Here is a 17412-nt window from a genome sequence, read left to right on the forward strand (position 1 = left end):
ATGCCCTCCGCCCAGCGCCCGCTGTACGTCGCCCTGGGCGACTCCATCTCCATCGACGAGTACGCCGGCGGGCCGGGGCGCGGCGGGGCCAGCCTGCTGTTCGCGAACCGGGACGACGACTTCCCGGAGTGGCGCGGCCGGGACCTGCTGACCGCCGACCCCGGCACGGAGTTCGCCCTCCTGGCCACGGACGGCGCGACGACCGCGACCCTCCTCGACGCGCAGCTGCCCAGGCTCGCTGCGCGACCGGCGCCCATGCTGGTGACGCTGACCATCGGGGGCAACGACCTGCTGGGCGCCTACGGCGACACCGCCGCCGCCCGGCGGGTGATCTCGCGCGTGGGGGAGGCGGTGGACCGGGCGCTGCCCGTGCTCGCCGACCGGCTCGCCCCGTCGGGCCGCATCGTCGTCGGCACGGTGTACGACCCCAGTGACGGAACCGGCGACGCGGCCCGGCTGGGGCTTCCGCCGTGGCCGGACGCGGTGGCGGTCATCGCCGAGCTGAACGACGTGCTCCGCCGGACGGCGAGGGCGCACGGGGCGCTGGTGGCGGAGATCGCCGAGCGGTTCCGGGGCCACGGACTCTCGGCGGGGGACCCGACCCGCCCCGAGGCCCGGCCCGCGAACCGCCGTCAGTGGTACTGCCGGCTCATCGAGCCCAACGCCTGGGGCGCCGACGGCGTGCGCGCGGCGTTCTGGGCCGCGCTGCACCCCGGCGGATGAGAGCGCCCGTGGCACGGTCCCGGCGGTGGACGCGCGCCACGGGGTCATCCGGGCGGTCGGGGGCCGCCGGGGCCCCACGGGCCGGCTCAGCTGGTGATGGCGATCCGCCGGCGCTTCACGTGGGCGGCCTTCGGGATCCGCACGGTCAGGACACCGTCGCGCAGCTGGGCGTCCACCCCGTCGGCGTCGACGTCACCGGGCAGGGTCACCGCGTAGTGGAACCGGCCCACCCGGCGGTTGCGGCGGTGCAGGATGCCCTTGCGCTTCTTCTCGCGCACCTCGCCGGAGACGGTCAGCACGCGGTCGTCGAGCTGGACGTCGACGTCGTCGTCACCGGCGCCGGGCAGCTCGAGCTCCACCGAGTAGGCGTCGTCGGTCTCCTCCAGGTCCGCGAGCGGGACCCAGCGGTCCAGTCCGCTGCCGAGCACCGGCTCCCACAGGCTGGTGAGGCGCTCGCTCAACTCTTCGAGCTCCCGGAAGGGGTCCGGAGCGGACTGGGCGCGGGAGCGGATGGGAACGGGCAGTGCCATCGGATCCTCCTCTCAAGTGCGCTGCGTGATCGGGACACCGACAAGAACTTCCAGTGAGCGCTGTAGATTCCCGGGAGCAGCGTCAGTTGCCGTGCAGCGCGGCGAACTCTCCCGGGGTCATCGAGGTCACCCGGCCGAAGTCGCGGATGAAGTGCGGCTGGTCGGCGTAGCCGAGCGCCGCGGCCACCTCCGCGGGGCTCGCGGAGCCGGTGCGCAGCAGCTCGGCCGCCTCCTGCAACCGGCGTCGCTGGATGAGCCACTTGGGCGTCAGGCCCAGGCGGCGGTGGACCAGGCGCTGCAGCGCCCGCTCGGAGAGGTCGAACTCGCGGCAGACCTGGGCGACCCGCGTGACGTCGCTCCGCGACTCCACGAAGGTCACCAGCCGGTTGACCAGCCGCCCCTCGGGGTCGACGGGCAGGAACGGCCGGAGCGCCTCCCCGTAGGCCTCCATGGCGGCCCGGTGCGCGTCGGGCGCCGAGGGATCGGCGGCCATCGCGGTGCGGACCCGCTCCACCAGCGGGCCGGCCGCGTCCCCGAGGACCTCGGCGACGTCGACGAACCGGTCGGTGTAGGCCGCCATGGGCGCCCGCGCGATCAGGTGTCCGGCCGCCGGCTCGCACATCACCCCGACGGCCCACCCCGTCCCGGTCAGCGTGGTCGTCGACAGGCCGGACACGACGCCGTAGAACCGGGCGTAGTCCGGTGTGATCACGACGAGGCTCACCGGGTACTGCAGCACCCGCTGCGGCGCCTCCTGACCCGGTGGCACCGACCAGACGGGGATCCAGAACCGTTGCAGCAGCCCCTCGAAGGCGGGCGGGCGCTCGTACCGGTGCATCACGTGCGAGACGTCGCCGGGGTCCTTGAGGTGCGCGCGGTCGATCCGGTCCCGTTCGGCCGCAGCCGCAGCGGTGCCGGAGCTGTCGGGTTTCATCAATACCCAGGGTGCCGCACGGACCTAGCGTGCGGCCCATGACGACCACATCGACGCAGTACGAGAACGCCTCCCGCCCCCTGCTCGCCGTCCTCGAGGCGGTTCCCCGCGACGGCTGGGACAACGCGTCGCCGTGTGCCGGATGGTCCGCTCGGGACGTCCTCGCCCACGTGATCGAGACCCAGCGCGACTTCCTCGCCGGACGCGGCATCGAGCTCGGGCCGGCCCCCGACGTGGCGGCGGATCCCGTGGCGGCGTGGCGGGACCACGCCGAGCGCGTCACGGCGGTGATCTCCGACGATCGGGTCGTGGACACCGGGTACGACGGGTTCTTCGGCCCCACCACGGTGGGGGCGACCTTCGACCAGGCCTACGTGTGGGACATGCTCGTGCACCGCTGGGACATCGCCCGGTCGGTCGGCGCGGACGCCCGGCTCTCCGACGCCGAGCTCGACCGCATCGAGGCGGGCGCGGACAGCTTCGGCGAGGCGCTCTACATGGAGGGCATCTGCCGCCGCGGCGTCGAGCCCCCGGAGGACGCCGGCCGTGCGGCCCGCGTCCTCGCCCGGCTCGGTCGGAGCGCCTGAGCGGCCCGACCACGCGCCGGACCGGACTCCGGGCGCCGGACCGGACTCCGGCGCGCGGTCCCTCGGTGCAGCGCCGGGGGACCGGCGTCGTGTTGACTCCTGGTTGAGCGCTTGACGGCGACCGGTCCGTCGGCGCACCGCCGCGCCCGGGAGGACCGCCGTGCACCTCGGTATCGACAGTTTCGTCGCGGCGGTGACCGACCCCTCGACCGGCCGCCGGATCGGGCCCGCGGAGCGGATGGAGCACCTGCTGGAGGAGATCGCCCTGGCCGACGAGGTCGGGCTGTACTCCTTCGGGATCGGCGAGCACCACCGCAGCGAGTACTACGACTCCGCACCCCCGGTGATCCTGGCGGCGGCCGCGGCGCGGACCTCGCGCATCCGCCTGGGCAGCGCGGTCACCGTGCTCAGCGCTGCCGATCCCGTGCGGGTGTTCCAGCAGTTCGCCACCCTCGACCTGATCTCGAAGGGGCGCATCGACCTGGTCGTGGGCCGTGGCTCCTTCACCGAGGCGTTCCCCCTGTTCGGGCTGAGCCTGGCCGACTACGACTCGCTGTTCACCGAGAAGCTCGACCTGCTGCTGCGCATCCGGGAGTCCGAGCACGTCACCTGGTCGGGCCGGCACCGCCCGCCACTGACCGGGCAGGGCGTGTACCCCCGGGCGGTGCAGGATCCACTGCCCGTCTGGGTCGGCGTCGGCGGCACGCCGGAGTCCTTCGTCCGCGCCGGGCTGCTGGGCCTGCCGCTCATGGTCGCGATCATCGGCGGCCAGCCGCGCCAGTTCGCGCCGCTCGTGGACCTGTACCGGCGCGCGGGGGCGCAGGCCGGACACCCGCCGGAGCAACTGAAGGTCGGGCTGCACGTCTTCGGCTTCGTCGCCGAGAGCACGCAGGCGGCCGCCGACACCATCTATCCGGGCTGGCACGAGATGTTCACCAAGGTGTCCCGCGAGCGAGGGTTCGCGCCACCGACCCGGGCCCAGTTCGACGCGACCAGCGGTCCGGACGGCGCGTTCTTCACGGGCGATCCGGACACCGTGGCCGCCAAGCTGGTGCGCGTCTCCCACCAGCTGGGCGGGGTGGACCGGATCGCCCTGCAGATGACCAATCCGCGCCTGGCCCACGCCGACCTGCTGCGGGGGATCGAACTGCTCGGCACCGAGGTCGTGCCGCGGGTGGCCGGGGCGGCGTGACCCGCCCGGTCCGTCGTCAGGGCCGGCCCGAGGCCGCCGACCCCAGCGGGTCGACCCCGTCGAGGGTGCCCGACGTCGACCGGACGGCGAAGCGGGCGAACAGCTCCTCGGCGTACCACCCCTCCCGGGCGGTCCGGTCGACGACGGCGACGTGGGCGGTCCGCCGGTAGGCGAACGCGTTGAGCGCCGAGCCGGAGTCCCAGACGCTGAAGGTGCCCTGCAGCCCCACGGGTGCCTCGCCGATGCCCAGCGCCAGCCGCAGACCCGCGGTCCGGTGCAGGTCGGCGGACACGGGCGGGACGGCGGCCCAGAACCGCGCCGCCCGCCGCAGCACCAGGCGGGCCCGCGTGATCGCGGCGACCGGTCCCTCCCACGCCCGCGGCCGGGGGTGGCCGAACGGCTCCTGCCCCGACCAGCGGCCCCGCGCGGCCAGCGGCTCCAGACGAGCGACCCACTCCTCCGCGGAGAAGCGACGCCAGCGTCCGGGCACCGGCCCCTGCTCGAAGGCGGACGCCGCCGCGGCGTCGTCCCAGACGGCGAGCAGCCCCCACCGGCGCAGATCGGCGTCCCGGGCGGTGAAGGTCCGGCCGCTGCCGGTGCCCAGGAGCTTCGCGAAGCGCAGCCCGGGCGTGGCCCGCAGGGGTCCACGGTCGGTGGCCATGTGCGCCACGGCCCGCGGCACGGCGCGTGCGGGCACCCCCCAGAGGTGCATCGTCACGACGGCGGGACCGGTCACACCGACGATGCTGCCCGACGTCTCCCCGGCGTGCCGGTGCACCGCCGGCGTCAGGCCCGCGCCGTCCCGCCGTTCCGGCCGGGCGAACCGGGGCGGCTCAGCAGGGCCCGGGCCGGTGCCCCGTCGGCGCCGGGAATCCGCAGGGGCAGGCAGGTGAGGGTCCACCAGCCCGGCTCGACGCCGCGGAGGTCGAGCGTCTCGAGCACGGTGACGCCGGCCCGGAGGAACGTCTCGTGCGTCGGTCCCGGGTCCTGGTACGGGGCGATGGACAGGTAGTCGATGCCGACGAGCAGCAGGCGGCGACGAGCCAGGGCCTCGGCGGCGTCCGGCATCAGGGCGACGAAGTCCTCGACGAACGCCGGGGCATCCCACAGCGCGGAGTTCGACGTCCTGAACAGCACGCGGTCGGCCTCGTCGGGGATCTCCAGACGGTCCAGGGCCGCGGCGTCGATGTGGCCGTGCACGCCGCCGGCGTCGGCGACCCACGCCGGTCCGAGCAACGTCTCGACCGGCACGGCCTCGATCCCGGGGGAGCCGTCGAGGAAGTGCACGGGCGCGTCGACGTGCGTGCCGCAGTGCAGCGAGCAGGTGAGCGAGGAGACGTTGGCGGGCGCGCCACGCGCCCGGTGCTGCTCGCGCCGGACCTCGAGTTCGGTGTCGCCGGGGTACAGCGGCACGCGACCCGGGACGAGGGGCACGGTCACGTCGACGTAGTAGGTCACGGCGGCGTGCTACCCACGAGGCGGGCGACCCACGACCTCCGGGTGCCAACGGTTGCGGGGCCGGTCACCCGTCGGGCTGGTGTGCCGCCGACCGGCGCGGCGGCTCGACGACGCCGGATCCCGCCCTGGCAGGATCCGCGGGTGGCACATGTGGCGCGACGGCGCGCCCGGACCCGGAGGTGGCGATGACCCGGTCCCGCGAGTGGACGCTCGACGGCCACGGCGGCCGCCTGGTCGCCCGGACGTGGGAGGGCCAGGGCGCCCCGTCCTACCTGGTCCTCCTGGCCCACGGTTACGGCGAGCACGTCGGGCGGTACGAGCACGTCGCGAGTGCCCTGGTGGCCCACGGGGCCGTCGTCCACGCCGTGGACCACGTGGGCCACGGCAAGAGCGAGGGTGAGCGGGTTGTGATCGCCGATTTCGAGCGGGTCGTCGACGATCTGCACGAGGTGGACCGGAAGGCCCGCGAGGAGCATCCGGACCTGCCGGTGGTCCTGGTCGGCCACTCGATGGGTGGGCTCATCGCCGCCCGGTACGCGCAGCGCTACGGCGACTCGCTGGCCGCCGTCGTCCTCTCCGGGCCGCTGGTGGGACGGTGGGAGGCGGCCGCGGCACTGCTGGCGCTGCCGGAGATGCCCGACGTCCCGCTGGACAGCACGACGCTCAGCCGCGACCCCGAGGTGGGCAGGGCCTACGACGACGACCCCCTCGTCTGGCACGGGCCCTTCCGCCGCACCACGGTCGAGGCGATCGAGCGCGCACTGGCCGCCGTGCAGGCAGGCCCGTCGCTGGGGTCCCTGCCGCTGATGTGGGCCCACGGGGAGGCCGACCAGCTGGTCCCCGTCGGTGGCACCCGCAGCGGGATCGAGCACGTGCGGGGCGAGCGCTACGTCGAGCGGATCTACCCGGAGGCCCGGCACGAGATCTTCAACGAGACCAACGCCGACGAAGTGCTGTCCGACGTCACCGCCTTCGTCGACGAGGCCCTGCGGGTGCGGCGGGCCTGACCGGCCGCCCCCGGCCGCCGCGCCGGCTCACGGGCCGGCGAGCAGCGCCCGGACGGCGTCGACGGTGTCGGCGTCCGCCGGGCTCTTGTCCGGCCGGTAGCGCACCACGCGGGCGAACCGCAGTGCCACCCCGCCCGGATACCGCGGGCTGCGCTGCGCGCCGTCCAGCGCGATCTCGACGACGAGCTCCGGCCGCAGCCGCAGGCCCCACCCGGTCCGCTCGGCGGCGTGCGCGGGGAACGTCCGCGTCTGCCAGTCGAGCAGCTCGTCGGTCATCCCCTTGAACGTCTTGCCCACCATGACCGGCTCGCCGCCGTCGGGGTCGCGGGCGCCGAGGTGGATGTTCGAGAGCTTTCCCGAGCGGCGGCCGTAGCCCCATTCCGCGCCCAGCACGACCAGGTCGAGGGTGTGGACGGGTTTCACCTTCTGCCAGGCCCTGCCCCGCCGGCCGGCCGCGTAGGCGGCGCCGAGCGCCTTGACGACGACGCCCTCGTGGCCGGCGTCGAGGGCGGCGTCCAGCACCGCGGCCGCCTGCCCGGGGTCCGGCTCGCGGACGCCCGGCATGCGCAGCGGGGCGTGCTCCTCGGCCGACAGCAGCCCGGCCAGCGCGTCGAGGCGGACGTGCAGCGGTTCGTCGAGGAGATCACGCCCGTCCAGGTGCAGCAGGTCGAAGAAGAACGGGCTGAGCAGCACCCCCTCGTCCGCCGTCTCCCCGCCCGCCCCGCTGCCGAAGCGGCTCATCGTGTCCTGGAAGGCGCGTGGCCGGCCGTCGTCGTCCAGGGCCAGGGTCTCGCCGTCGAGCACGGCGGTGTCGCACGGCAGGGCCCGGACCCGGTCGACGAGCTCGGGCACGCCGCCGGTCACCTCGCGCAGCGTGCGGGTCCACACCCGCACCACGTCGCCGTCCCGGTGCACCTGGATGCGCGCGCCGTCGAGCTTGTGCTCGACGGTGACCCCGGGGCCCAGGTCGGCGAGTGCGGCGTCGAGCGAGGCCCCCGGGCTCGCCAGCATCGGGCGCACCGGACGGCCCACCTCGAGGCGCACGGCGTCGAGCGCGGCCACTCCGCCGGTCAGGGCCAGGGCGGCGGTCCCGGGGAGCCGGCCGGACAGCATGAAGGCCCGGCGCACGGCCGCGGACGGCACGCCGGCCGCCGCCGCGACGGCGTCCAGCACGACTCCCTCCAGCGCCCCCTGGCGCAGCTCGCCGGAGAGCAGCCGGACGAGGAAGTGCTGCTCCTCCGCGGTGGCCGCGGCCAGCAGCGCGGTCACCGTCGCGTCGCGACGCGCTGTCGAGCCCGCGCCACCCGTGGCGGCGAGGTCCGTGAGGGCGCCGTCGACCTCGACGACCTCCAGCGACGGCGCCGCGGCGGGTTCGCCCGCCAGCCGGGACAGCGTGCGCCACCCGACGCCCAGCCGGCCCTGCCGTGCCTCCCCGGCCAGCCAGCCCGTGACCGGCTCCACCTCGTCGATGCCGGCCCGGCGCAGCAGGTCGGCGATGACCGCGGCCTTGCCCGTGCGGGACCGCGTGCCCGCGACCGCGGCGGAGGCGGTGACGACGTCGGCGAGGAGCACCGCGCCATGCTCGCAGGGGCGGCCCCGCGGCGGCATTCCCGGACGCCGGCCGCGGCTGCCCTTCCGGCTAGAGCCGGCCGAGGGCCCGGTCGATCGCGGCGCGGAGGTCGTCGATGCCCTCGCCGGTGAGCGCCGAGACGGGAATCGCGGCCGGATAGGCGCTGCGCAGGGCGGCCACCCACTCCGGCGGTGCGACGTCGATCTTGTTGATGGCCAGGAGCTCGGGCTTGTCGCGGGCGCCGATCTCGTAGAGCACCCCGCGCACCGTGGTCACCTGCGCCATGGCGTCGGCAGCGGTCGCGTCGACGACGTGCAGCACCAGGTCGGCGTCCACCACCTCCTCCAGCGTGCTCCGGAAGGCGTCGACGAGCTGGTGCGGCAGGTGCCGGACGAATCCGACCGTGTCGGTCAGGGTGTACTCGCGTCCCCCGGCCGTCCGGGTCCGGCGCACGGTGGGGTCCAGCGTGGCGAACAGGGCGTCCTGGACCAGCACGTCGGCGCCGGTGAGCCGGTTCAGCAGAGCGGACTTCCCGGCGTTGGTGTACCCGGTCAGCGCCACCGAGGGCACCTGGTTGCGCCGGCGGCGGGAGCGGGTCCGCTCCCGGCGCTTGCCGGTCTCCTCGACCTGCCGGCGCAGGACGGTCATCCGGCGGCGCAGGTGCCGGCGTTCGGACTCCAGCCGCTGCTCACCCGGGCCGCGCACGCCGATGCCGGCGCCTCCGGCCGTCCGGCCGCCGCCCACCCGGGACAGCTCCGTGCCCTGCCCGCGCAGGCGGGGCAGCTGATAGGCCAGCTGAGCCAGCTCCACCTGCGCCTTGCCCTCACTGCTCCGGGCGTGCTGGGCGAAGATGTCGAGGATCAGCGCGGTCCGGTCGACGACGCGGGCGCCGAGCCGGTCCTCCAGGTTCCGCACCTGGCCGGGGGTGAGCTCGCCGTCGGCGATGACCAGTGCGGCCGAACGCTCCTGCACCATCCCGGCGAGCTCGGTCACCTTGCCCGACCCGAGATAGGTCGCCGGGTCCGGGCGGTCCCGGGTCTGGACCAGCCGGCCGACGACCGCCACCCCGTCGGTCGACGCGAGCCGCTCCAGCTCGTCGAGCCCCGGCTCGTCCTCCGCGGACCCGAGACCGACCAGGACGGCGCGGGTCGCCTCCTCGTCGGGCAGCGAGCGCCCGTCCCCGTCGTCGCGCGTGCCGGCACCGCCGGACGGAACCAGCCATGGACCTGGCATCGGTCACTCCTCGTGGAGTGGGGCGGGCACTTCCGGCCGGCTCTGCTCGCCGGTGTCCCGCGCCGCGCCCGTCCCGGCAGGGAGGGCCCTCCGCAGTCAGGCTCGCCGCACCGGTCCCGGTCCGCCACCGGAGCGGTCCACCGGCGCTCGCCGGTTTCGAGCCGGAGCCGGGGGGCATCACTGCGGAACGCCACCGGGTGGAACAGACCGCCCCTGGATCGACGCGCTCGACGGATCGATGTCGACGCCGGTGCAGCCGCACGCGGTGGGGACCGGAGTCCGTGCTCGTCGGGTGCACGACCGAGGATCGACCATGGGTGACGGCAGGAACGGCCTCGACGGCGCGAACCGGGAGAACCGCGGGGGCGCGTCGTGGTGATGAGGCCCGAGGTGCGTCGCATGACGTCCTCTCTCGCACGGATACCGATGACCGGCGCCAGCTGGCCGGTGCCCTCGGAGCACCAGCTGCGCGGGATGCAGCACGAGGCCGTGCTCGATCTGGGGTGGGGCCGCCTGCTCTTCGGGCAGACGTTCGCCTCCCCGAGGCGGCTGGTGGAGGAGCTGCGCGGGGAGCAGCCCGGACGCCGGGACATCTGCATGTACCCGCGGGACCCGCAGGTGCTGGTCGGGCTGGCTCCTGACGAGCTGTTCGTCGACCCCTCGTACACCTTCCGTCTCGACCTGCACCGGTACCGCCCCCGCCGGGAGCTGATCGAGGACGTGTTCGTCCGCACGGTCACCTGCCCGGCCGACGTCGCCGAGATGAGCCGCATCCACGCGGCCAACGGCATGCTCCGGGCCGAGGCCGCCACGACGTGGGCCAACCACCACACGCGCACCGTCACCTACCTCGTCGCAGAGGACCGTCGCACGGGGCAGATCGTCGGAACGGTCACCGGCGTCGACCACGTCGCCGCCTTCGGGGATCCGGAGGGCGGGAGCAGCCTGTGGTGCCTGGCGATCGACCGCAGCCGCGCCCCCGCGGGAACCGGCGAGGCGCTGGTCCGGGTGCTGGTCGAGCGCTACGGCGCCCGCGGCCGCGCCTACCTCGACCTGTCGGTCCTGCACGACAACGACGCCGCCATCCGGCTGTACCGGAGGCTCGGTTTCCGGCCGACCTCCGCCGTCTGCGTCAAGCGCAAGAACGCGGTCAACGCGCCCTTGTTCGTCGGGGAGCCGCCCGGCCTGGAGGAGCTGAATCCCTACGCGCGGATCCTGGCCGACGAGGCGCTGCGCCGCGGGATCCGCGTGGAGGTGACCGATGCCCCCTCCGGCGAGCTGCGGCTCACCTGCGGCGTGCGCAGCGTGTACACCCGTGAGTCCCTCTCGGAGCTCACCACGGCCGTGGCGATGAGCCGCTGCGACGACAAGCGGGTCACCCGCCGCATCGTCGAGCGGGCGGGCGTCCGGGTCGCCGCCGCTGCCGAGGCGAGGGACGGCGACCTCGCCGCCGCGCTGGGCCTGCTGGCCAGCTGCGGGCAGGTCGTGGTCAAGCCGGCCCGGGGGGAGCAGGGGAAGGGCATCACCGTCGGGATCCGGGAGGCCGCCGAGCTCGAGCGGGCGGTGGCCCTGGCGCTCCGGCACTGCCCGGACGTGCTCGTCGAGGAACTGGTGTCCGGCCACGACCTGCGCGTCGTCGTCATCGACCACGAGGTCGTCGCCGCCGCCGTCCGCCGGCCGGCCGAGGTGGTCGGCGACGGCCAGCGGGACGTCACGGCCCTGATCCGGGAGACCAGCCGCCGTCGCGAGCGCGCGACCGCCGGGGAGTCGCGCATCCCGCTCGACGACACGACCCGCGGTGACGTGCGGGCGGCCGGCTGGGCCATGGACGACGTGCCGCCGGCGGGTGTCCGGATCCGCGTGCGCCGGACCGCCAACCTGCACACCGGCGGCACGATCGAGGCCGTGACGGACCGGCTGCACCCCGACGTCGCCGCCGCGGCCGTGCGCGCGAGCCGGGCCATCGGCATCCCTGTGACGGGTCTGGACTTCCTGGTGCCCGACGTCGAGGGCCCCGACCACGTCTTCATCGAGGCCAACGAGCGCCCGGGGCTGGCCAACCACGAGCCGCAGCCCACCGCGGCGCGGTTCGTGGATCTGCTGTTCCCGGAGACGCGCCGGCGATGACGGCGGCGCGCGGGCAGGAGGGGAGGACACGCTGATGGGAAGCGACGGACGTCCGAGGGTGCTCGGCCGGGCGGCCGCGCGGGGCGCGGCTGCCGGCCTCCTGGGTGTGGCCGTGATGACGGCGGCGGAGAAGCTGGAGCAGTCGGTGACCCACCGGCCGAACTCCTACGTCCCGGGGCGGACTCTGATGACCCTCTTGGGACGCCACCCTTCCGACAGCGACCGCCCGCTCGTCTGGAACCACGCCATGCACTGGGGCACGGGCGCCGTGCTGGGGGCCCTGCGCGGCGTCTGGGCCGCGGTCGGGCTGCGCGGCCCGCGGGCGCACCTGGCGCACACGGCCGTCCGCCTGTCCTTCGACCAGACCCTGGAGAACGCCTCGGGCTGCGGCGCTCCGCCCCGGACATGGCCGCTCCCGGAGCAGGCATGGGACACCGCCCACAAGGCCGTCTACTCGCTGACGACGGGGTTGCTGGCGGAGCGGTTCGTGCCGCCGTCGCTGGAGTCGCGCCGCGGCACGCTCAGCCACTGAGGAGTGGCCGGACCGGTCCGGTCCGGTGGGTGTGAGGCGGCGGCGCCATGGGGAACCACCAGCACACGCCCACGAGAAGGAGGACGCGATGACCGAGCAGTCGGGCACCCCGGTGCCGGCAGGGGACGCGGAGGACGGCTCGCACGCCAGTGTCGGCAAGGACGTCGAACGGCCCGGCGGCGGCCGCACGGAGGGCGAGACCACCGTCGACGACGCGATGGGGCAGGGGCCGGCGCCGGGGGAGTGAGCTGCGCCGCACCCCGCGCCCCGGCCGAAAGCGGTGCGGCGCACGCGCGACCCCGCCGGTGACGTGGCCCTGCCACCGCTGGGACGTCCCCGCGGAACCGCTCGTCCCGCGGGGAGGGGACGGGCTCTGGCGTTCGCGGCGCCGGTCGTGCTGGTCCTCTCGGCCTGGAACAACGTGGTGGTCACCCGGCTCCCCGGACACCCCGGCTCCTACGTCGTCGTCAACGTGGCGGCCACCGGATCGTTCGTCGCGGCGGCGCGGGTCAGCGGCCTGACCTGGGGGGACATCGGCCTCGGCCGACCCCGTCTCCCCGACGGGCTGCGGTGGGGTGCGGCCGCCTCCGCCGCGGTCGCGTGCGGCTACGGCGTCGCCCTCGCCGTCCCCGGTCTCCGCCCCCTGCTCGACGACGCCCGGACGGCCGACCTCGACGGCCGTCAGCTCGTCCACCAGGCCCTCGTCCGCATCCCGTTGGGCACGGTCCTGTGGGAGGAGGTGGCGTTCCGCGGGGTGCTCCTGGCCGCGCTGGCCCGGCTGTCGTCCGTGCGCGCCGCGACGGTCGCCTCCTCGACGGTCTTCGGGATCTGGCACGTCCGTCCCACGGCCGAGGCACTGTCGGCGAACGGCCTGGCGGACGGCCCGGTCGTCCGGGCCGGTGCGGTGGTGGCGGCCGGTGTGGCCACCGGGGCCGCCGGCCTGGCGTTCGGGTGGCTGCGGCTGCGCAGCGGAAGCCTCCTCGCGCCGGTGCTGGTCCACGTCGCCACCAACAGCCTCGGCATCCTCGCCGGCGCGGTGGCACGCCGCCGGAGCTGACGGACCCCGGCCGGCTCCGGGGGCTGCCCACGGTCCGGATGCAGCGCGGGCCGCGGTCCGCCGTCGCTGCCACCTGGCCGACGACTCCCGGGCACCGGGTTCCCCGGTGTCGCGCGGGTCCGGGGTCGGGACATCGAGCCGCAGGTCCGGGCGGACTTTCCGCTGATCGGGCGACTGTGCCCTTGCTGCGCGGGCGTGGACAATGAGTCGCCTCGGACGAGGCGCGTCCTCGACGCCGCGTGACTGCCCGGACGGACGGTGACCTTGAAGAGTGACCGAAGCGCGACGCTCGTGCTCCGGGTGTGGCTGGAGTCCGGCTCCGACGACTTCCGTGGTCGCCTGACGGCCGTGGACACCACCGTCGGGCACGAGGGGGGCGAGGTCACCCTCGGCGTGGTGTCCTCCGCCAGCGACGCGGTGGAGGCGGTCCGAGCGTGGTTGGACGACTTCGTGGGAGGACGCGCGCCGTCGCAATGACGGTGCTGCATGCACGCGGTCAAGGCGCACGCACCTACCGTCACCCGCGGATCGGGCAAGGCCGCGTGGCACCTCACGTGATTGACACCTCCGAGCAGGCCTGGTGAGGATCGCTGGTCGGCGACATGCCCCTGCCGATCCGTCCGGCCATCCAGCAGGACGTCACGAGAGGGGACACCTCGTGGACGTTTCCCCCCACCTGCGGGTCGGTCTGCTGGACGGCTTCGTGCTCCACCGCGGCGTCGACGGCCGGGAGACGGTCGTCGACGGACTTCCCCGGTGCGCACAGCGACTGATCGCGTACCTGAGCCTGTGCGGGCGGCCCGCGCGAGCAGCCGTGGCCGGGCAACTCTGGCCCGACGTTCCCGAGAGCCACGCGCACGGCAGTCTGCGGTCGGCGTTGTGGCGGGTCCAGAAGGTTGCTCCCGGACTGGTGGACTCCTCCGGGGGCGCCCTGGGACTGGCCGGGGGCGTGCGCGTCGACGCCCGTGAGTTCAAGGACTGGGCGCAGGGGGTGCTGGACCCGACCGCCGCCGTGGACGGCTCCTCGTGGCCGCACCCGGGCCTCGACGGCGAGCTGCTCCCCGGGTGGTACGACGACTGGGTGCTGCTGGAACGGGAGCGACTGCGCCAATTGCGGCTGCACGTCCTCGAGGCGCTCTCGGCCAGGCTGTTGTCCGCCGGACGCTACGGCGAGGCGGTGCAGGCGGCGTACGCGGCGGTACGTGCCGAGCCGCTACGGGAGAGTGCGCACCGCGCGGTCGTGGGGGCCCACCTGACCGAGGGCAACGTGGTCGAGGCGGTGCGGGCCTATCGCACCTTCCGTGAGCTGCTGGCACGCGAGCTCAGCGTGACGCCGTCGAAGCAGATGGAGCAGCTGATCGCGCGTGCGCAACCCGTTCGCGCCGAGCACACGACCGGCGTCCCGACCCAGCGGCTGCCCCACGACCTGGCCGGGCCCGAGCTCCGCAGCGAGGTGACCGCGCACTTCACGCACCGTGGTCGGCGCTGACGCCAGGAACCCGGCCGGGCGGCACGTGGCCGACCCCGGCCGGACCGGCTTGGAGGACGGCCGACCCCCCTCGCTGGATCGAGCCGGTGCTGCTGGGCAGGAACGCCGTGGTGGTCCACCCGACGCTCTGGGCGAGGAGCAGGTGGGGCCCCGGGTCGTGGAGGTGCTCCGCCTGCGCCGGCCCCCTGGCGCCCTACGCTCGGCCCGTGGGTGCGAAACGGACCGGTCTCCCGGGGCAGGACCTGCTGGTCCATCTGCGCCGGGCACGGGACCACATCGACCGGCACTACGCCGGCCCCCTCGACCTGGCCGGCCTCGCGTCGGTCGCCGGCATCTCGAAGTACCACTTCGCCCGCTGCTTCGAGGCCGCCTACGGCGAGACGCCGATCCGCTACCTCACCCGCCGCCGCATCGAACGGGCGCAGGACCTGCTGCGCTCGGCCAACCTCACGGTGACCGAGGTGTGCACGGCGGTGGGCTTCGCCAGCCTGGGCTCGTTCTCGTCGCGGTTCCGCGAGCTGGTGGGGGAGAGCCCGACCGGGTACCGCGCACGCTGGGCGGCGAGGGGCGGTGCGCACGTCCCCGGCTGCTGGCTCTTCATGCGGGGCGTGCTCGACCCGGGCGGTACGACCGGAGCGCGCCCGGCCGCGATCGCGCAATCTGGGAGAAGCCTTCCGACCGGCCGTCCCTCTACGGTCGACGCATGATCACGAACATCTCCCTGATCACCATCCACTGCCTCGACCAGGATCAGGCGAAGAACTTCTACGTCGACGTCCTGGGGTTCGAACCGCGTACCGACATCACGATGGGGGAGGGCTTCCGCTGGGTGACCGTCGGCCACCCGAGCCAGCCCGAGCTCGAGATCACCCTGATGACCCCCGGCCCGCCGTTGGACGACGAGGCCGCGGCGTTCGTGCGGCGGCAGCTGGAGAAGGGGCAGTCGGGGGGGCTCGGCCTGCACGTCGACGACTGCCGGAAGACCTTCGAGGAGCTCTCGGCCAAGGGCGTGGAGTTCCTCCAGGAACCGGCCGAGCGGCCCTACGGCGTCGAGGCCGTCATGCGCGACAACTCCGGCAACTGGCTGGTCCTCGTCGAGCGTCGCGAGTTCAGTCCGGCCGACTTCGCCTGAGCCGGTGGGTTGCGCCCGCCCGGTCCCCGGGCGGGCGACGCCGCGCGTGCGGCACCCGCCCGTTCCGGCGTCGCACGGGCAGGATGGCGGGCATGGAGTTCGAGTCCGGCCTCGAACCGGACATGCAGCCGAACCTGGACGAGTTCCTGCTCGCCCGCATCGCCGAGGACAAGCGGATCGCCACCGAGGCCGCCCGGGCGAGCGGGCGGGACCGGTGGACCGCTGCTGATCTGCCCCTTTCCGGGCCCGCGCACCAGCAGGCCGCCGCGCACGTCACCCGCAACGACCCCGCCCGGATCCTCGCCGAGTGCACCGCCAAGCGCCGGCTCGTGCTGGCCTGCCGGGAGATCCGGCCGGACCTGACCTTCCTCGGCGCGCGCCCGCCCGGCCTGGCGGACTTCCCGCTCCCGCCCTCGGATCAGCACCAGCTGGCCGCGGTGGCCCTGGCGCTGCTGGCACTCCCCTACGCCGACCACGCCGAGTACCGGCAGGAATGGCGGCCGTGACACTCATCGCCGTCGTCCTGTTGGCCACCGCCCTCGACACGACCGTTCGCTGCCGCCACCGACGCGGTCGGGCACATGGCAGGCCGGGGCGGGACCTGCCGGCGCGTCCTCCGTCGTCCGGCCTCCCGCGCGCCCGGAGTTCCGGCGGTCACCGAGGACGACGAGATCCTCCCGAGCGAGGCCACGCGGGACCGGCTCGACGATTTTCCCGGTCACGGGCTGGACCCGATTGACGGCGGGAAGTGGGAGTCCAACCATCGTGACTCGCCGGTGCTCGACATTCCGGCCACCCGGGGCTGCGGCACGCGCTCGAGGGGGTGCCTCACATGGATCCCGCGACCGCCCCACGCATCACGTTGCTGGACGGGTTCAGCCTCCGGTTGGGCGGCAGCGGACCCGGGACTGCGGTCGGGGTCCTCCCGCACGGAGTGCAGCGGCTGGTTGCCCACCTGTGTCTCACGGAGCGGTCGGCCCGCGCGGCGATCGCGGGCCATCTGTGGCCGGACGTGCCCGAGGAGCACGCCCACGGGAGCCTGCGGTCGGCGTTGTGGCGGCTGCACAAGACGGTCCCCGGCCTCATCGAGACGTCGAGAAACGCCATGCGTCTCGCCCCGGGGGTCCGCGTCGACATCCGGGAGCTCAGGGACTGGGCGCGAGGAGCGCTGGACCCACGTCTGGGCGCCGACGACGTGGTGGTGCCGCCAGCGGAGCTCCGCGGGGATCTTCTCCCCGGCTGGTACGACGACTGGGTGCTGCTCGAGCGGGAACGGCTGCGCCAGCTCCTGATGCACTCGCTGGAGGCCATGGCGGTCAAGCTCACGGATGCCGGACGGCACGGTGAGGCGCTGCAGGTGGCCTACTCGGCGGCGCGGCTCGAGCCGTTGCGCGAGAGCGCGCATCGCACGGTGGTCCGGGTACACCTCGCGGAGGGGAACGTCGCCGAGGCCCGGCGGGCGTACGACCTGTTCCGTGAGCTGCTCGCGGACGAGCTGGGTGTCGTCCCGAGCGATCAGATGGCGCGGATGATCCCCGAGATCCCTCGTCCCCGGCGGAGCAGCCGTCCGGCGCAGGGAGACGGAGTGGGGTGACGTGAGCGGCCGGTTCCCCGGCGTCACGACACGGTGCCCTCGAGTGCCGCCCCTCCACGACCTTGAGCGGCGGGAGCACCGGCGGCCCGGGTCGTCGGCCGGAGCGGACCGTGCACGGTGCTCATGGCGAGCGGCCGCGGGCATGACGGCCGGCGTCCGGGGCTCGTCGGTCGAGGCGCGGGCCCGGGCACGATCGCCGTGACCATCGGACGTCGCCAGCTGCTGGCCGAGGCACCGGGGCGCCTCC

At 74.8% G+C, this 17412-nt stretch carries 20 protein-coding genes; 14 read left to right on the forward strand and 6 right to left on the reverse strand.

Annotated features, from left to right (window positions below; translation table 11 throughout):
* On the forward strand, window positions 1-723 hold the full coding sequence (locus tag ACFSHS_RS05960; RefSeq protein ID WP_376873034.1) for an SGNH/GDSL hydrolase family protein: 723 nt from the start codon (window positions 1-3) through the stop codon (window positions 721-723).
* An 86-nt stretch (window positions 724-809) separates the two neighbouring features.
* On the opposite strand, the gene ACFSHS_RS05965 is transcribed toward ACFSHS_RS05960, so the two are convergent.
* Together ACFSHS_RS05965 and ACFSHS_RS05970 are read right to left on the reverse strand one after the other, a co-directional pair.
* Window positions 810-1253, reverse strand: coding sequence for an Hsp20/alpha crystallin family protein (locus ACFSHS_RS05965; RefSeq protein WP_376873037.1), 444 nt, complete (start codon window positions 1251-1253; stop codon window positions 810-812).
* An 82-nt stretch (window positions 1254-1335) separates the two neighbouring features.
* Entirely contained in the window at window positions 1336-2187 is an 852-nt protein-coding gene (locus ACFSHS_RS05970) for a helix-turn-helix domain-containing protein (RefSeq protein ID WP_376873040.1), read from the reverse strand.
* Window positions 2188-2225: 38 nt separating this feature from the next.
* Between ACFSHS_RS05970 and ACFSHS_RS05975 the strand changes: the two genes are divergently transcribed.
* Both ACFSHS_RS05975 and ACFSHS_RS05980 read left to right on the forward strand, forming a co-directional pair.
* The gene (locus tag ACFSHS_RS05975) at window positions 2226-2774 is read left to right on the forward strand and encodes a TIGR03086 family metal-binding protein (protein WP_376873042.1); all 549 of its coding nucleotides are present in this window, start codon (window positions 2226-2228) and stop codon (window positions 2772-2774) included.
* A 160-nt stretch (window positions 2775-2934) separates the two neighbouring features.
* Window positions 2935-3966 carry an LLM class flavin-dependent oxidoreductase gene (locus ACFSHS_RS05980; protein ID WP_376873045.1) on the forward strand — a complete coding sequence of 344 codons (1032 nt, stop codon included), beginning with the start codon at window positions 2935-2937 and terminating at the stop codon, window positions 3964-3966.
* Window positions 3967-3982: 16 nt separating this feature from the next.
* Here ACFSHS_RS05980 and ACFSHS_RS05985 read toward each other — a convergent pair whose 3' ends face one another.
* Both ACFSHS_RS05985 and ACFSHS_RS05990 read right to left on the reverse strand, forming a co-directional pair.
* A complete protein-coding gene (locus ACFSHS_RS05985; RefSeq protein WP_376873047.1) occupies window positions 3983-4702 on the reverse strand; it encodes a monooxygenase in 720 nt (239 codons plus the stop codon).
* A gap of 50 nt (window positions 4703-4752) precedes the next feature.
* The gene (locus ACFSHS_RS05990) at window positions 4753-5424 is read right to left on the reverse strand and encodes a cyclase family protein (RefSeq protein WP_376873049.1); all 672 of its coding nucleotides are present in this window, start codon (window positions 5422-5424) and stop codon (window positions 4753-4755) included.
* Window positions 5425-5609: 185 nt separating this feature from the next.
* Between ACFSHS_RS05990 and ACFSHS_RS05995 the strand changes: the two genes are divergently transcribed.
* Complete coding sequence (locus tag ACFSHS_RS05995; protein ID WP_376873052.1) at window positions 5610-6431, forward strand: alpha/beta hydrolase; 822 nt, start codon at window positions 5610-5612, stop codon at window positions 6429-6431.
* A gap of 27 nt (window positions 6432-6458) precedes the next feature.
* Here ACFSHS_RS05995 and ACFSHS_RS06000 read toward each other — a convergent pair whose 3' ends face one another.
* Both ACFSHS_RS06000 and hflX read right to left on the reverse strand, forming a co-directional pair.
* Complete coding sequence (locus tag ACFSHS_RS06000) at window positions 6459-8003, reverse strand: ATP-dependent DNA ligase (protein WP_376873054.1); 1545 nt, start codon at window positions 8001-8003, stop codon at window positions 6459-6461.
* Window positions 8004-8070: 67 nt separating this feature from the next.
* Window positions 8071-9234 carry a GTPase HflX gene (gene hflX / locus ACFSHS_RS06005; protein ID WP_376873056.1) on the reverse strand — a complete coding sequence of 388 codons (1164 nt, stop codon included), beginning with the start codon at window positions 9232-9234 and terminating at the stop codon, window positions 8071-8073.
* 399 nt (window positions 9235-9633) lie between these two features.
* On the opposite strand from hflX, the gene ngg reads away from it, so the two are divergent.
* The 10 genes from ngg to ACFSHS_RS06055 all read left to right on the forward strand — a co-directional run bounded on the left by ngg (window position 9634) and on the right by ACFSHS_RS06055 (window position 17165).
* Window positions 9634-11361: an N-acetylglutaminylglutamine synthetase gene (ngg, locus tag ACFSHS_RS06010; protein ID WP_376873059.1), complete on the forward strand. Its 1728-nt coding sequence runs from the start codon at window positions 9634-9636 to the stop codon at window positions 11359-11361.
* A 34-nt stretch (window positions 11362-11395) separates the two neighbouring features.
* Complete coding sequence (locus tag ACFSHS_RS06015; RefSeq protein ID WP_376873061.1) at window positions 11396-11893, forward strand: hypothetical protein; 498 nt, start codon at window positions 11396-11398, stop codon at window positions 11891-11893.
* An 88-nt stretch (window positions 11894-11981) separates the two neighbouring features.
* On the forward strand, window positions 11982-12140 hold the full coding sequence (locus ACFSHS_RS06020; protein ID WP_376873064.1) for a hypothetical protein: 159 nt from the start codon (window positions 11982-11984) through the stop codon (window positions 12138-12140).
* A gap of 147 nt (window positions 12141-12287) precedes the next feature.
* The gene (locus ACFSHS_RS06025) at window positions 12288-12950 is read left to right on the forward strand and encodes a CPBP family intramembrane glutamic endopeptidase (RefSeq protein WP_376873067.1); all 663 of its coding nucleotides are present in this window, start codon (window positions 12288-12290) and stop codon (window positions 12948-12950) included.
* A gap of 258 nt (window positions 12951-13208) precedes the next feature.
* Entirely contained in the window at window positions 13209-13427 is a 219-nt protein-coding gene (locus tag ACFSHS_RS06030) for a hypothetical protein (RefSeq protein WP_376873070.1), read from the forward strand.
* Between the two features lie 181 nt (window positions 13428-13608).
* A complete protein-coding gene (locus ACFSHS_RS06035) occupies window positions 13609-14439 on the forward strand; it encodes an AfsR/SARP family transcriptional regulator (protein WP_376873073.1) in 831 nt (276 codons plus the stop codon).
* A 206-nt stretch (window positions 14440-14645) separates the two neighbouring features.
* Window positions 14646-15146 carry a helix-turn-helix domain-containing protein gene (locus tag ACFSHS_RS06040; protein ID WP_376873075.1) on the forward strand — a complete coding sequence of 167 codons (501 nt, stop codon included), beginning with the start codon at window positions 14646-14648 and terminating at the stop codon, window positions 15144-15146.
* Window positions 15143-15571, forward strand: coding sequence for a VOC family protein (locus ACFSHS_RS06045; RefSeq protein ID WP_376873077.1), 429 nt, complete (start codon window positions 15143-15145; stop codon window positions 15569-15571). The genes ACFSHS_RS06040 and ACFSHS_RS06045 overlap by 4 nt, the downstream gene beginning before the upstream one ends.
* A gap of 92 nt (window positions 15572-15663) precedes the next feature.
* A complete protein-coding gene (locus tag ACFSHS_RS06050) occupies window positions 15664-16077 on the forward strand; it encodes a DUF6221 family protein (protein ID WP_376873079.1) in 414 nt (137 codons plus the stop codon).
* Between the two features lie 326 nt (window positions 16078-16403).
* On the forward strand, window positions 16404-17165 hold the full coding sequence (locus ACFSHS_RS06055) for an AfsR/SARP family transcriptional regulator (protein ID WP_376873082.1): 762 nt from the start codon (window positions 16404-16406) through the stop codon (window positions 17163-17165).
* Window positions 17166-17412 lie beyond the last annotated feature (247 nt).

It is taken from the genome of Blastococcus deserti, from assembly GCF_042682525.1.
In the GTDB taxonomy this organism is placed as follows: Bacteria; Actinomycetota; Actinomycetes; order Mycobacteriales; family Geodermatophilaceae; genus Blastococcus_B; species Blastococcus_B deserti.